The sequence below is a fragment of the Microcoleus sp. AT3-D2 genome, assembly GCF_036705715.1.
Classification (GTDB): domain Bacteria; phylum Cyanobacteriota; class Cyanobacteriia; order Cyanobacteriales; family Microcoleaceae; genus Microcoleus.
This window is the reverse complement of record NZ_JAUBVE010000001.1, coordinates 196680-213677: the sequence shown is the minus strand read 5'-3', so window position 1 is coordinate 213677 and position 16998 is coordinate 196680. Positions and strand designations below refer to the sequence as shown.

Sequence of the window (16998 nt, the reverse complement as noted above, 5' to 3'; positions counted from 1 at the left end):
CCTCCCCTTTTCTGTTTCCGGGAGGAGTCTGCCAGACGCTGGCAATAGGTGCTTGAGACGAAGGCTAAGCAATGGGAACATTTACCGCAGCAATCAATCGGGTGAAATAACTAGCAACTCGGCCTAAATTGAAGTGAGATGAGATTTGATTTAAGTGCGGTGAAATTGTTGGAAATAAAATCTAATTACATCAAAATCAAATACTATGACAGTACAAGGTACACACACCGTTGAAAATAACTTGCAGAAAGTTTGGGAAGAACTGGAAGCCGCCAGAAAAATGCAGGATGAATGGATGAATTACGGGGTTGATTTTGTGGATTTGTATGTGGAAGATGCGGGCGGTGATTGGTTGGAAAAGTGGGGAAAATGTGAAGAAGAATTAGAGCGAATTAAACATAAAAAGGTAGATATTGAAGCAGTCAAAGCAGCGATCGACATTCCCAGATTTCAGCAGACAAAACTGCTGGAAATTGCCTTGAATTGCCGTTACTCTACCAACTATTACCCCGATCGCCCCGAGGAGTCTGCCGCTTGGCAAGAGGTTAAGTACAAACGGCTGTCACTTTTAGGGGGAGCGATTTTCGGTGCGGTTGTTACCGATTACCTCTACCGCGAATATCCAGAACTCGATCCAGATGCTATCTCAACCTTAAAAGCTCGTTTAGCAGACTCGAAAAGAACTGCGGAATTTGCACAAAAGTTGAAATTAAACGAGCTTAGTTGGCTAGTATGGAACGGGAAAGAAACAGAGAAAAGCGAGTACAATATATCTTTCTCCGAAAGTTTTGAGGCTTTGTTTGCGGCGATTTACTTAGAGTTAGATCGCGATTTTTCCCGTGGGGGAAACTGGCTGATTCAGCACTTGATTGAACCAAATGTTAGCCAGCATGGGGATCTAACTCAGTGGCGACAAATAGGCCCCGCAAACGAGGTGAAACGGCGGGAAATCCTGGGTGCGGATATTCTAGATGCGATCGCGATCGACTATTTGTACAACCGCTTTCCAGAACGCAACGCCAGCCAGCTAACTCGCTGGAAAAATATGTTAGTGGCCAAAGAGAGTTTTCCCAAAGACTTTAAGGCTAAATTAGGCAGTCATTACCTAGAATTGGAGAGCAATTTCTCGCGTACCCGCGACTGGTTGGTGGATAACTTTATCAAAAGCGCAGTTGACGAACTGCTAGAGGAAACCGACACTCAACCAGAATATGTGATTGACAGTGCGAACCCGGAATCGCTGCCAGAATTGGTCAGCCGGATTACAGACAAAAAGTGGAAAAATGAATTTGTGAGAGTTGTCAGCATTTTGCAACCTGCTGACGAACTTTTGCTGCTGATGCAACAAAAATTAGACAGTATGGTGGCTAAGGATGAAACCTTGCAGCAGTTGCTAATCTGGGCAAATCACAAGTCTCAGTTAGTGCAAAGGAATTTTAAACCGGCGGAAATTAGGGCTTTTTATGTTGCCTTAGTTTGCGTGCTCGATTTGGCTTTGACTAGCGTCCTCGATCCGAGTTTGAAGTTTGATAGATCGAAAGTTCGCAAGTTGCGGAATTGTTTGGTAAAGGTGGGAAAAAATGTAGAATTTGCAGAGGTTAACGAGTCTCTGAAATTGGCTTTTGATAATAATGATGTGGCGGGTATCTTGGTTGACATTTGGGCGCTGGATATTGAACCCGAACTTAAACAACTGCTGGCACAATTTCAGACTGAGATGCCGGATTTGCAAAACTGGAAAAACTGGCGCAAAGAATTCGGTGGCTGTTGGCTGGCAAAATTCAAAACTGCGATCGGCTACAATCGAAACTTTTGCCCCCAACAGAAAACTTTGCTGAAACAGTATTACTATGCCCACAACTTGCTGGTGGAATGCCTCAACAGCGATAATTGTCAGGTGACACCGGCCGTCAGACAAAAAATTGAGGATAAAATGTTGTTATTGTCGGTGGATTTGAAGCTGGTTCACATTTAATTTTGATAGCGTGGACGGGCGGGACGCTCATCCCACTAATGGATGGACGGGCGGGACGCCCATCCCACTAACAGAAACAGGGCTTACGCACTCCCACCCAAGAAACCGGGTTTTTAACCGAATCTGCGGGCTGCAACCCGTCTTTTGGTGAAAAACCCGGTTTCGACGCACCGGTGCCTAAGTCCTAAGAAAGGTAAGATTTAATGGGCAAGTCAAATTTATTGAGTGATGGCTTCCAAATCCTGTATCCCATAACGGAATTCTATGCAGTTGCAGCGCCAATTTAGCGGACAACTGATTGCGATCGACACCAAAAACGCGATCGCCAGTGGGGGTGAAGGTCGCATCTACCCGATCGCCCAAGACTCGTCCCTTGTAGCAAAAATCTACCACAAACCGACAGACGAAGACGGCGACAAACTCACAGTCATGTTCAGTATGCCGCCGGATGCGCCGATCGCAGAACCCGGGCACGCTTCCATTGCTTGGCCGATCGATTTGCTGCATACTGTGGGCGGGCGAGAAAAAATCGTCGGTTTTGTGATGCCGCGCGTCAACAAAGTGATGCCGGTACACACTTTCTACACTCCCAAAACCAGGCGCGAACAAAAACCGCTATTTAGCTATCTTTACCTCCACCGTACCGCCAGAAACCTCGCCTCGGCTGTAAACGCCCTCCACGTCAGGGGTTACGTCATCGGCGACGTAAACGAGTCGAACATTCTCGTCACGGATACGGCGTTGGTAACGCTGGTAGACACGGATTCGTTTCAAGTCCGCGATCCTTATACGGGTTACGTTTATCGGTGCCCCGTGGGGAAACCCGAGTTTACGCCGCCGGAGTTGCAGGGGCAGACTTTCCGCGATATTGATCGATCTCCAGAGCACGATTTGTTCGGTTTAGCGGTATTAATTTTTCAATTGCTGATGGAAGGTACGCACCCGTTTGCGGGAGTTTATCTCGGTAGCGATGAACCGCCGTCTTTGGAAGCGAGAATTCGATCGGGCCATTTCCCCACAGGTACGAAGCGGATTCCCTACCGCCCGATGCCGGCTGCGCCTCCTTTTGAGATGCTGCATCCCCGACTGCGGCAGATGTTTATCCGCTGTTTTGAGGAAGGGCACGGTAATCCTGCGGCGCGCCCGGATGCGAAAACTTGGGTGAATGCGATTCGGGAAGCGGAAGATGCTTTGGTTACTTGCAGTAAAAATAGTCAGCATAAATACGGAAATCATCTGAGTCGGTGTCCTTGGTGCGATCGGGCAAAACTCCTCAAAGGGCGCGATCCGTTTCCTTCGCGGCAAGCAGTCAGCCACGGATTGCACTTGCAGCCCGCGAAAATCAAGCGTAAAAAGCCCCAACCACCGCCTGTCGTGGCCCAGCCCGCAATGCGCCGGCAACAGCCCGCCACGGGGCTGCCACGCCCCCTCGGCCAGTACGCAGTGCCGTTGCTACCGATGCCGATGTCTTCTCGGAGTCGGACTCCTGCGCCTCAGCTTCCGGTGGGCAAGTTTGAGCGCATTTTTCAGGATGCTGCTTGGGGAGGTGTTTGGGGTAGTTTGTGTTTGGCGGCGATCGGGGGGATTTATTCGGCAATCGCTGAGGGCGGCAGTGCTATTTTGGGGGCGATTTTTGTTGGTTCGATTTGGGGCTGTTTTTTTGGGGTGATGTGGGGTGTTTTCACTTTGCCACCGAATCAGATTTGGCGGAAGTGGGGCGGAGTTTTGGTGGGGGCGTCTTGGGGGGCTTTTTTGTTGGCGGCGATCGGCGGTGCGGTGTTTGGCGCGATCAATAGCACTCCGGGAATCGGGGAGAGGATTTTGGCTGGGGCGGTGGTTGGTGCTGTCTGGGGCTGTGTTTGGGCAACTTTTCGGCCTCCTCTGGCGCTGCCGGCGGGGAGGGTGTGGGGCCGGCGGGGAGGGTATTTGGGGGCGGTCTGGGGCTCGTTTGTGGGGACTCTGGCTGGTGTTTTTTTGGGGGCTGGGCTGGTGGTTTGGCAGCAATACGGTGTCCAGATGCGGCCGGTGAATGAGTTTGCGGGTTTGCTGCTGGGTGTGGCGATCGTGGCTGCTGGTGTGGGTTCTGTTGGAGGTGTGGTTTCTGGGGGTTTGTTGGGCTTTTGCGGGTTTTCGCCGAAGCTGCCAATTTCGTTTCAGCCTTCGGGCTTGAAGGGTGGGGCTTTGGGGGCGATTTGGGGTAGTTTTTTGGGGACTTTTGCGGGTGCTGTGTTGGGGGCGGGGGTGTCTGCGATGTTTCCGGCTGTTAGCGCTGGGGTGCCAGTGGAGTTGGGGCCTGTGGCGGGGGCGATCGTGGGGGCTGGTTTGGGGGCGATTTGGGGCGTGGTTTCGGGTACTGTTTGGGGGGCTTTGGGGAAGTGGTGATCGGGTTGATGTCTGTTTTTGGGTGGAAAATGCGTCTAGGAGTAGGTGTAAAAATCGAGGTGTTAAATTGGGGGGCTATAATGTAGATGCTGTAAGGGTTAGAGGCACTTCAAGCAATAAAATGGTAGACGCAATCGCTGAAATCGTTGCAGGACAATGGTTTGAGGGCTGTCTGAAAAGTTGGGTATTGACAAGTCGAAGGCTGAAATGGTACTTTTGTTTTATGCAGACGCAAATGAACGTTGAAAACCAAATACAGCAAGGCTTCTGGAACGGGCTGCCGCAATTAACCAAACTCCCTATCAGGGATTGAAACGCCAGAATGTTGGGAATTGCCTCGCAGTTAGTTGGCCGCAATTAACCAAACTCCCTATCAGGGATTGAAACTGAGACTCGTGACTGGCCAACCAGTTATCGCGCCGCAATTAACCAAACTCCCTATCAGGGATTGAAACGCATCTTTCAATGATTTGCTGACAGAAGATTTCCCCTGCCGCAATTAACCAAACTCCCTATCAGGGATTGAAACGAAGAATTGGAGGAAAATGAAGACAAAGAAGCAGGCCGCAATTAACCAAACTCCCTATCAGGGATTGAAACGGGAGCGACGAATTTGCCGCTCCGTGGCGTAGGGCCGCAATTAACCAAACTCCCTATCAGGGATTGAAACATCGTCGGGAAAGATGAATCTAAATGCTGTCATTTCGCGCCGCAATTAACCAAACTCCCTATCAGGGATTGAAACGCGTGATTCTTTGGGAGAGATGACTGAAGGCTGGGAGCCGCAATTAACCAAACTCCCTATCAGGGATTGAAACTAATCGCCACTGATGGCAAATAATCAATCCGAAGCCGCAATTAACCAAACTCCCTATCAGGGATTGAAACTTATTGGCTAGCTTTGATCGAGCTAAAAGCAGTCCGCCGCAATTAACCAAACTCCCTATCAGGGATTGAAACGGACTCAAGCGAGTTGACTATCTCAGTAACCTTGCCGCAATTAACCAAACTCCCTATCAGGGATTGAAACTTCAGATATAGACGGTGCTGGAATTGTTGGTGGCATTGCCGCAATTAACCAAACTCCCTATCAGGGATTGAAACTGGGATGCCAGTAGTATCATTCCGTTTCCTGGCGCCGCAATTAACCAAACTCCCTATCAGGGATTGAAACCTTTGGAGAAGAGTGCGATCGCACGTTATCTGTCCCCGGCCGCAATTAACCAAACTCCCTATCAGGGATTGAAACGTCGGGTTCATTAATGAAGGTTTTGCCAGATTTCGGCCGCAATTAACCAAACTCCCTATCAGGGATTGAAACGCGCGATTCTTCCCCCAGCGGCTGCTTTAACTCTGGCGCCGCAATTAACCAAACTCCCTATCAGGGATTGAAACCTATTTCAACAAAGCGCACGTATTCGATCGCGATGCCGCAATTAACCAAACTCCCTATCAGGGATTGAAACGAAAGTAACAACCTGCCCGTGCTCTAGTTCGTAGTGCCGCAATTAACCAAACTCCCTATCAGGGATTGAAACCCGCCACCCATCAACTTACTACTCCTACTCCTTCCGTGCCGCAATTAACCAAACTCCCTATCAGGGATTGAAACACCGTACTTCGAGTGCTTTACAGGTTGATGGGTGGCCGCAATTAACCAAACTCCCTATCAGGGATTGAAACGAGTAAGCGGTCAAAAGGTAGTTGCTATCACCGTGCCGCAATTAACCAAACTCCCTATCAGGGATTGAAACTTGTCGCGCTTTGAAGAGGAATTGGCAGAGTTTGCCGCAATTAACCAAACTCCCTATCAGGGATTGAAACCGACTTCAGCTCGCCATTTGACACGGTAGTCCTCGCCGCAATTAACCAAACTCCCTATCAGGGATTGAAACTATTACCTGAATAACAAAACCAAGTAAATATCTCGCCGCAATTAACCAAACTCCCTATCAGGGATTGAAACCAAGACTACTATCCACTCTCCTTTTGCTCGCCTGGCGCCGCAATTAACCAAACTCCCTATCAGGGATTGAAACCTCGGAAACCTTGAACCTGCTTTAATGCTGCTATTTGCCGCAATTAACCAAACTCCCTATCAGGGATTGAAACAGCTGGGTTGCTAAATTCTTGCTAACTGCCGAACAGGCCCGACGGCCGCAATTAACCAAACTCCCTATCAGGGATTGAAACCGTGGAAAACCAAGGAGCCATTAAAGCCCAAGGCTGCTCCAAGCCGCAATTAACCAAACTCCCTATCAGGGATTGAAACCAGGAATGGTGCTGTTTTTAATTTCGGCAACAGGCAAGCCGCAATTAACCAAACTCCCTATCAGGGATTGAAACATCTGTGGGAGCGATCGCCTCTTTGGCTTTTTTGCCGCAATTAACCAAACTCCCTATCAGGGATTGAAACAAAAGTCGAAGTTCGTCTATGCTTCGTCAAATTGAGCCGCAATTAACCAAACTCCCTATCAGGGATTGAAACTTTAATCTTGACGGTCTGCGGCCAAAATCCACGTGGCCGCAATTAACCAAACTCCCTATCAGGGATTGAAACCCAAAACACCTTGTGTCCTAACGGTGAAGTTAGTCCAGCCGCAATTAACCAAACTCCCTATCAGGGATTGAAACGTACTTAAATCCGCGAAATTTCACCTCGGCAAAAAGCCGCAATTAACCAAACTCCCTATCAGGGATTGAAACGCACATTCCGCCTTCTGCCAGCAAATCTTTTTGCCGCAATTAACCAAACTCCCTATCAGGGATTGAAACGAGACTTGTGCTATTTGTCGTAACATCCTTTAGCCGCAATTAACCAAACTCCCTATCAGGGATTGAAACTTGTACGATCGCTTTGATAGAAAGCGCTGAAAAGCCGCAATTAACCAAACTCCCTATCAGGGATTGAAACGATTTTTTTTACGGACTTGGTTTTTCAGTTCCGACGCCGCAATTAACCAAACTCCCTATCAGGGATTGAAACGGGGGAGAGGGCCGCGAAACGAGACGAGATGTTGAGCCGCAATTAACCAAACTCCCTATCAGGGATTGAAACACAGGATAATAACTTGTTGGGGGAGTTGCAGAATCCGCCGCAATTAACCAAACTCCCTATCAGGGATTGAAACGGTAAATTTGTTGCTTAAGTTGTTCCTTGGTCGAGCCGCAATTAACCAAACTCCCTATCAGGGATTGAAACTTACAGCTTCATCTTTGTCTAGTGCTGCATACAGCCGCAATTAACCAAACTCCCTATCAGGGATTGAAACGCAAAGGATATACCGACGATAAAAAAATTGCACAAATGAGCCGCAATTAACCAAACTCCCTATCAGGGATTGAAACAAGCATTGCTAGACCAATCGCCTGTGTTGCAGCGCCGCAATTAACCAAACTCCCTATCAGGGATTGAAACCGACGATTTAAATTTTGGCATTCCCCGCCAAGTAAAAGTAATGCCGCAATTAACCAAACTCCCTATCAGGGATTGAAACAGGAGTAGAGACGACGGAATAAAACTCTTTACAAACGCCGCAATTAACCAAACTCCCTATCAGGGATTGAAACGGAAGCATTGCTCCTAATCCGATGCCACCTAGTTTAAGCCGCAATTAACCAAACTCCCTATCAGGGATTGAAACAAAGGTGGTTCTGGGAAAGTTGGCACTGGTATAAGCCGCAATTAACCAAACTCCCTATCAGGGATTGAAACAAGCTTTTTCAGCGCTTTTTATCTAAGCGATCGTACGCCGCAATTAACCAAACTCCCTATCAGGGATTGAAACCGGTTTGATGCAGGCTGGCGCTTACGAAGATGAGATAGGCCGCAATTAACCAAACTCCCTATCAGGGATTGAAACAAAGACGTATCAGAAAACAACTCTTAATTGATACGGCAATGCCGCAATTAACCAAACTCCCTATCAGGGATTGAAACGGTTGTGCCTACAATCGCTTGCTGGAGCGTAGGAAGCCGCAATTAACCAAACTCCCTATCAGGGATTGAAACATACTCTACATCAATCTCACGCACAAACCAGGGCCGCAATTAACCAAACTCCCTATCAGGGATTGAAACCAGTTGCAACTGCTCAATACGCGACCACTAAAGAAGTGCCGCAATTAACCAAACTCCCTATCAGGGATTGAAACACTGATTTGTTACTTACCGAAACAAATTCAAGGCCGCAATTAACCAAACTCCCTATCAGGGATTGAAACACAGGGGTAAATGTGGAACTGTCACACCCAATTTTGCCGCAATTAACCAAACTCCCTATCAGGGATTGAAACCTGATATACTCACTTAAAGGGACTATTGCAGCGCGCCGCAATTAACCAAACTCCCTATCAGGGATTGAAACAATCAACGGCTAACAGCAATGGGTATTCCTGCATCTTAGCCGCAATTAACCAAACTCCCTATCAGGGATTGAAACTTATATTGGCGACCCAACTGACGCACTGACAGGCCGCAATTAACCAAACTCCCTATCAGGGATTGAAACGAGGAAGTGGCGATCGCACTGCAAGAGATCCAGTCGGGCCGCAATTAACCAAACTCCCTATCAGGGATTGAAACAAAGCTCCACTCTGCATCTCGCCAGATAGCAAAATATGCCGCAATTAACCAAACTCCCTATCAGGGATTGAAACTACCCACGCCCACCAGCGCCCATCGCATTCTTGACGGGCCGCAATTAACCAAACTCCCTATCAGGGATTGAAACGATGGAATGCTAGACGCTCTGTACGCGATCGCATCCGGCCGCAATTAACCAAACTCCCTATCAGGGATTGAAACAAACACCAACAAGTCTACCTTCTTGGTTCACCTTTGAGCCGCAATTAACCAAACTCCCTATCAGGGATTGAAACAGACTGAGGAGGCTTGGTTGATTATCGGGCCACAGGCCGCAATTAACCAAACTCCCTATCAGGGATTGAAACGTAACACTACTAAATCACTAAGTTTTTCCAATAGCCGCAATTAACCAAACTCCCTATCAGGGATTGAAACTAGCTTTGCCTAGCCTGCAACAAGCTTTAGTAGCCGCAATTAACCAAACTCCCTATCAGGGATTGAAACTTGGGGGGAGATTGTGGAATCAATCAGCCGGAACCGCGATCGAGGCCGCAATTAACCAAACTCCCTATCAGGGATTGAAACTACATGGAAGCGGTGATCATGCGGATTGCTGGCTAAAGCCGCAATTAACCAAACTCCCTATCAGGGATTGAAACTTGATTTAAATCAATTTGTCGCTCGTTCTCTTCGCGCCGCAATTAACCAAACTCCCTATCAGGGATTGAAACCTGTACTTTGGGGCAATCTGTTCAGTTCCTCCGGCCGCAATTAACCAAACTCCCTATCAGGGATTGAAACGAGCCCGCGGAACCGGGTGAACCAGCAGAACCAGAGCCGCAATTAACCAAACTCCCTATCAGGGATTGAAACAAACTGATGAAGCCGAGGAAGAATTAGCAAATTGCCGCAATTAACCAAACTCCCTATCAGGGATTGAAACTCCAGTCTGCAAAATGGCAGAGGAAGTCGAGCTTGCCGCAATTAACCAAACTCCCTATCAGGGATTGAAACGAATAATTTTATCAGCCGTGCCACTTAACGGAATGCCGCAATTAACCAAACTCCCTATCAGGGATTGAAACTACGGTGCACCTTCTGCGAATCTCCCTGGTAGCAATGGCTTAGGCCGCAATTAACCAAACTCCCTATCAGGGATTGAAACCCTAACACATTTAATCTTTTGTAAATTCCAATTCTGCCGCAATTAACCAAACTCCCTATCAGGGATTGAAACAACAAAAAGTACCTGCTTAAAAATGAGATTCCAAAGCCGCAATTAACCAAACTCCCTATCAGGGATTGAAACCTTCAGAATACCTTGCAGAATATTTACATCATTGCCGCAATTAACCAAACTCCCTATCAGGGATTGAAACCATATCCTCGCAGTGATTTCGGTGCATTTTGCTCCATTGTGCGCCGCAATTAACCAAACTCCCTATCAGGGATTGAAACTACTGCGGCACCTCTCCCCCGGTGCCAAGGCTGAGCCGCAATTAACCAAACTCCCTATCAGGGATTGAAACGACAACAAATTGGAATCGTAGGATTACTCGCCTTAAGCCGCAATTAACCAAACTCCCTATCAGGGATTGAAACAACGGGAATTTGCGACGGTACACGAAACGAGAAGGGCCGCAATTAACCAAACTCCCTATCAGGGATTGAAACGATTAGCTACCGAGGAATTAAGAAAGGAGGTAAAGCCGCAATTAACCAAACTCCCTATCAGGGATTGAAACACGTGGTTCTCTCTCAACCAAAGGCAGACACCTTTGCCGCAATTAACCAAACTCCCTATCAGGGATTGAAACTATTGGGGGGCAGATTGATAGGAATCCCTGACAGCCGCAATTAACCAAACTCCCTATCAGGGATTGAAACCCCTACTTCGATTTCGGTGAGGCTCTCTCATTCGGCCGCAATTAACCAAACTCCCTATCAGGGATTGAAACGAAGTTCCTTGGTGGTTGCCGACGCATTTGCGACCGCCGCAATTAACCAAACTCCCTATCAGGGATTGAAACGAAAAGCAAACTAACAATCAACTTGAAGTATCAATGCCGCAATTAACCAAACTCCCTATCAGGGATTGAAACCGCGGAGGAACTGGGCCAGGATCGGTAACTGTGAGCCGCAATTAACCAAACTCCCTATCAGGGATTGAAACTTTGGAAACTTTTGCAGTTGCTAATAATTTAAAGCCGCAATTAACCAAACTCCCTATCAGGGATTGAAACATGTTAATGATGCTAGAGAGTTTGGGGCTATGCTGCCGCAATTAACCAAACTCCCTATCAGGGATTGAAACGGTAAACAGCCTTCTAGTGGAGGCCTCAAGCAGGCCGCAATTAACCAAACTCCCTATCAGGGATTGAAACCTAGCAACCACAGTTTTACTTTACCCAAAATGCAAAGCCGCAATTAACCAAACTCCCTATCAGGGATTGAAACTGGGTTTGTGGTTTAGGTTTGGCGGGTGCTGCAACTGGAGGCCGCAATTAACCAAACTCCCTATCAGGGATTGAAACTGGGTGACGCTAAAGGGATGGCATCACTGAGAGATGGCCGCAATTAACCAAACTCCCTATCAGGGATTGAAACACCGATTACGGTAGCAAAGCAGCGCCTGACAACGCCGCAATTAACCAAACTCCCTATCAGGGATTGAAACTCCAAAGCACTAAAGCTATTCCTTTTTCTTAGCAAATGCCGCAATTAACCAAACTCCCTATCAGGGATTGAAACCCAACGATCGCAATTGGAAAATTTAATTGAACCAGCCGCAATTAACCAAACTCCCTATCAGGGATTGAAACTCAATCAGCAGCAATTTATCTGATTTTAGTGATGAACAAAGCCGCAATTAACCAAACTCCCTATCAGGGATTGAAACCAAAACCCTTTAAATCCCCCCGATTTAAAGGATATAGACAAGCCGCAATTAACCAAACTCCCTATCAGGGATTGAAACTCGCTTCTTGCAGAGGAAAGTCAGCCAGCGATCGCCGCAATTAACCAAACTCCCTATCAGGGATTGAAACAAAAAAGATTTAATTTTTCTAGTTGCACTTTGTCGGAGAGCCGCAATTAACCAAACTCCCTATCAGGGATTGAAACCAGTGAGCGACTGGACTAATCCAAGTTAGAATTTGCCGCAATTAACCAAACTCCCTATCAGGGATTGAAACTGGGACAAATTGAAAATTCAACGCGCCCAAAATGCCGCAATTAACCAAACTCCCTATCAGGGATTGAAACGAGCCGGTGACTACAAGAATTCAGGTACCGCTAATGCCGCAATTAACCAAACTCCCTATCAGGGATTGAAACCAGACATAGCATCGTTTTTGGCCTGTTCCAGCTCAGCCAAGCCGCAATTAACCAAACTCCCTATCAGGGATTGAAACTTTCTCAAAAGCTTCGCAAGCTAGGGATACCTACAGCCGCAATTAACCAAACTCCCTATCAGGGATTGAAACTCTACCATACCATTTGGCTTTATTTTGCAATCTAACGCCGCAATTAACCAAACTCCCTATCAGGGATTGAAACTTGCAGGAAATTTTGGCAGATATAGCCCTAAAGCCGCAATTAACCAAACTCCCTATCAGGGATTGAAACTGGCTGCTAAGTTGAAAAGCTTAATCGCCAAAAGTATTAAGCCGCAATTAACCAAACTCCCTATCAGGGATTGAAACCAAGTTTTTTTCGAGAATTGCGCGAAATTATTGGGCCGCAATTAACCAAACTCCCTATCAGGGATTGAAACACGTCAACAGGCACGGCAACAACTTCAACACTCGCCGCAATTAACCAAACTCCCTATCAGGGATTGAAACCATGAATGGGAAAGCTTTGTGATAAAAGCACAGGGCCGCAATTAACCAAACTCCCTATCAGGGATTGAAACTAGAGCTTCATTTCGCTGCTGAGCAGTTTGGTTGCAGCCGCAATTAACCAAACTCCCTATCAGGGATTGAAACTTTAAGTTTCCGATTTAGTTTTGCGTTTGTCTGTCGCCGCAATTAACCAAACTCCCTATCAGGGATTGAAACAAGATTTGATTCGCCTCTAGCTCGGCTATTTGGCCGCAATTAACCAAACTCCCTATCAGGGATTGAAACTGCGCGGTACTTCATCATTCTTCCTCATTCTTCCTGCCGCAATTAACCAAACTCCCTATCAGGGATTGAAACCAATGGGGCGATCAGATAGCCAACAATTTGAAGCCAGCCGCAATTAACCAAACTCCCTATCAGGGATTGAAACAGAGCTTGCCACTCCTGATAGCTGCTTGTGATAGCCGCAATTAACCAAACTCCCTATCAGGGATTGAAACGTGTAATTATGGTACGAATAGTCAATCACTGCTATAGCCGCAATTAACCAAACTCCCTATCAGGGATTGAAACTCTTGCCCCGACTGTAACGGTACAGGTTACTTGGGCCGCAATTAACCTAACTCCCTATCAGGGATTGAAACTAAAATTATTAGGTCTTGGCTCAGACAAAACTCCTGCCGCAATTAACCTAACTCCCTATCAGGGATTGAAACTCGAGGGCGGAAATGCGATCATTTAAAGCTTCTAGCCGCAATTAACCTAACTCCCTATCAGGGATTGAAACTCAGGTTTAGGAAACTCTAAAGCCAGTTGACCGGGGCCGCAATTAACCTAACTCCCTATCAGGGATTGAAACAATCACAAAATTATTGATTGCGTCGTGTAGTCCAACTTTTAGCCGCAATTAACCTAACTCCCTATCAGGGATTGAAACTTGGGAAAACAGCAAAATGCACACAGGAATTTATTGCGCCGCAATTAACCTAACTCCCTATCAGGGATTGAAACAATCATGATATAATCGACTCACTTAATTTTGATTGCCGCAATTAACCAAACTCCCTATCAGGGATTGAAACAAATATATCAAGCTTTAAACGCTGTTTCGATCGCCGCAATTAACCTAACTCCCTATCAGGGATTGAAACTGCTTCTTCAATTCTACGCGCTACATCTAACGAGCCGCAATTAACCAAACTCCCTATCAGGGATTGAAACCTGTACATCACCACCGCGGCGTACCGCATAATCGCCGCAATTAACCAAACTCCCTATCAGGGATTGAAATATTATGGGACTTGGTATTAAATTTATTTTTAGCGCCGCAATTAACCAAACTCCCTATCAGGGATTGAAACTTTGCTGACCATCGTGCAAGTCCAGCAACCGAGCCGCAATTAACCAAACTCCCTATCAGGGATTGAAACAAAATTTATCCAGTACCAAACTGGACAAACTGGAGCCGCAATTAACCAAACTCCCTATCAGGGATTGAAACGAAATATGGCAGCGCCCAAGAATAATAAAAATAGCCGCAATTAACCAAACTCCCTATCAGGGATTGAAACAAATCGGAAAGCACTGGAAAAGAAACCGTTGCTTATGAGCCGCAATTAACCAAACTCCCTATCAGGGATTGAAACTCTGCACCTTCAGGAGCATTTTTAATAGTTCCCATTACCGCAATTAATCTAAACCCCTATCAGGGATTGAAACGTACAGGAACAAGCGGTTTGCGACTGCTGAGGAATTAAACACGAAAAACCGCTAAAATCGAGGCCGAGCAAGAGTGAAATGCCTTCCCCGGCAGAGCCTGGGAACGAGAATTTTCTCCGCGTTCATCTGCAGTTTAACAATCCAAATATTAAGAAAAACTACAATTTGTGTTTGCGTCACTCAAAATACGCTAGCGTCAAAAGTATAGAATCATACCAAAATCTGAAACTGCTCGAAAATGCAATAAAAATTAACCTAAAAAAAGTCTAGAAAATGGTATAAGACTGATTGCACCAAGAGCAATGGAAAACAAGTTTTCTGTTGGAGGCTATTATGAACGAAAAAGTCATTGGGGCCACGCGGAACGTTGCAATTGTTGGCCCTTATTTAAGCGGTAAAACCGCACTGCTCGAAAGTTTGCTGTCAGTGACAGGGACAATTACCCGCAAAGGAAATGTCAAAGATGGCAACACAATAGGTGATAGTGCGCCGGAAGCACGCGATCGCCAAATGAGCGTAGAAGTAAACGCCGCCACCGCTGAATATCAAGGCGTCCGCTTCACATTTCTCGACTGTCCGGGCTCGGTAGAATTTGCCCAAGAAACTTACAATGCGCTGATTGGTGTGGATGCGGCGATAATTGTTTGCGAACCCGTTGCCGATCGCACTTTAACCCTCGCACCCCTGTTTAAATTCCTCGACGATTGGGAAATTCCCCACTTAGTTTTCATCAACAAGATTGATCGAGCTTACACAGACGAAACTACTTGCGGCACCAACTTCACCGAGGTGATCGACGCGCTCAAATCCGTTTCCAGTAGACCGATCGTACCTCACCAATATCCGATCGGCAAAAACGAACAAATCATCGGTTTTATCGACTTAGTAACCGAACAAGCTTACCACTACCATCCGGGCGCCGCCGCAGATCCCGTCCCGCTTCCAGAACACCTCAAAGCACAAGAAAGCGCAGCGCGGCAGCAAATGCTCGAAGAATTGGCGAATTTTGACGACCATTTACTCGAAGAATTGCTCGAAGAAATCAATCCCGACGCCGAAGAAATTACCCGCGATTTAAAGATGGAATTAGGCGCAGATTTAATTGTGCCAGTATTCATCGGCATCGCCGAACAAGATTTCGGCGTGCGGCCTCTGCTGCAAGCTTTGCTGAGGGAAGCGCCGACACCGGAAACTACAGCCGATCGCCGCGGCATTATACAAAGTGAAAACAAAGTTCTGGCTCAAATCCTCAAAACCTATTACACGCCACAGGGAGGCAAACTATCGTTAGTGAGAATGTGGCGGGGGACACTGGCAGACGGAGCAAATTTGAACGGCGTCCGAGTTAACGGTTTGTACCGCTTGACCGGCCAGCAAACGCAAAGTTTGCAATCCGTCAGCGCGGGGGAAATTGTGGCTTTGGGAAGGCTAGAAGGCGTGAAAACAGGCGATACGCTGGCGCTAGACCGATCGTCCGAATTGCCAAAAGCCGAAATCATCCCGCCTGTCTACGCACTGGCGATCGTCCCAGAAAAACGCAACGATGAAGTTAAGCTGAGCTCCGCTTTAGCTAAATTGCTAGAAGAAGACCCATCTTTAGTCTGGGAACAGCACGGCGACACTCACGAAATTATACTTTGGGGTCAAGGGGAAATCCACCTGAAAGTATCCTTAGAAAGGTTGCGCCGCAAGTATAATTTGCCGATGGTAACTCACTTACCGCAAGTGCCGTACAAAGAAACCATCCGCAAACCTGCATCTTCCATCCACGGGCGCTACAAACACCAAAGCGGCGGACACGGACAGTTTGGCGACGTGTACCTCGACATTCAACCGCAGCCTCGCGGAGAAGGCTTCAATTTCACCGACAAAATAGTCGGCGGCGTCGTCCCAAAACAGTACATTCCCGGCGTGGAAGTGGGAGTGCGCGAGTATTTGGATCGCGGCCCGCTGGGTTTCCCGGTGGTAGACGTAGCGGTGACGCTGACGAACGGTTCCTACCATTCTGTGGACAGTTCCGAACAAGCTTTCAAGCAAGCGGCGCGTTTGGCGATGCAGGAGGGAATGGCGAAGTGCGAACCGGCATTGCTGGAGCCGATCGCCAAAGTTGAAATTTGCGCTCCGAACGAGTGTACATCAAAGGTGTTGCAGTTGGTCAGCGGACACCGCGGCCAAATTCTCGGCTACGAAGGTAAAAAAGGCTGGAAGGGATGGGATGCAGTTTCTGCTTATTTGCCGATCGCTCAAATGCAGAATTTGATCGTAGAATTGCGATCGCAGACAATGGGAGTAGGATTTTTTAATTGGGAGTTCGATCGATTGCAAGAAGTGCCGGAACCTTTAGCTAAGCGGGTTTTGCTAACAACTGGCGGCAATGGAAACGGTAACGGTAAAAGTTAGGTAATTGTCTTAAAAAACCCGGTTTCTTGAAGAAACCGGGTTTTTGCACGAGTTGCCCTTAAAGTTTATTGGGTTCAATTCCCATTTGT

At 47.2% G+C, this 16998-nt stretch carries 3 protein-coding genes and 1 CRISPR repeat array; all 3 genes read left to right on the top strand.

The annotated features are described in order from the left end of the window. The first annotated feature begins 205 nt into the window (after window positions 1-205). Window positions 206-1975 carry an NACHT C-terminal helical domain 2-containing protein gene (locus QUB44_RS00750; RefSeq protein WP_333159475.1) on the top strand — a complete coding sequence of 590 codons (1770 nt, stop codon included), beginning with the start codon at window positions 206-208 and terminating at the stop codon, window positions 1973-1975. Between the two features lie 264 nt (window positions 1976-2239). Next, complete coding sequence (locus tag QUB44_RS00745; protein ID WP_333361888.1) at window positions 2240-4357, top strand: DNA-binding protein; 2118 nt, start codon at window positions 2240-2242, stop codon at window positions 4355-4357. Window positions 4358-4636: 279 nt separating this feature from the next. Then, window positions 4637-14509: a CRISPR direct-repeat array (repeat unit 37 nt; unit sequence GCCGCAATTAACCAAACTCCCTATCAGGGATTGAAAC). A 333-nt stretch (window positions 14510-14842) separates the two neighbouring features. Further along, window positions 14843-16909, top strand: coding sequence for an elongation factor G (locus QUB44_RS00740; protein ID WP_333361886.1), 2067 nt, complete (start codon window positions 14843-14845; stop codon window positions 16907-16909). The last annotated feature ends 89 nt before the right edge of the window (window positions 16910-16998 follow it).

Coding starts and splice junctions, on each gene's coding strand:
- QUB44_RS00750 (WP_333159475.1), top strand. CDS start 206: ATGACAGTACAAGGTACACACACCGTTGAAAATAACTTGCAGAAAGTT.
- QUB44_RS00745 (WP_333361888.1), top strand. CDS start 2,240: ATGCAGTTGCAGCGCCAATTTAGCGGACAACTGATTGCGATCGACACC.
- QUB44_RS00740 (WP_333361886.1), top strand. CDS start 14,843: ATGAACGAAAAAGTCATTGGGGCCACGCGGAACGTTGCAATTGTTGGC.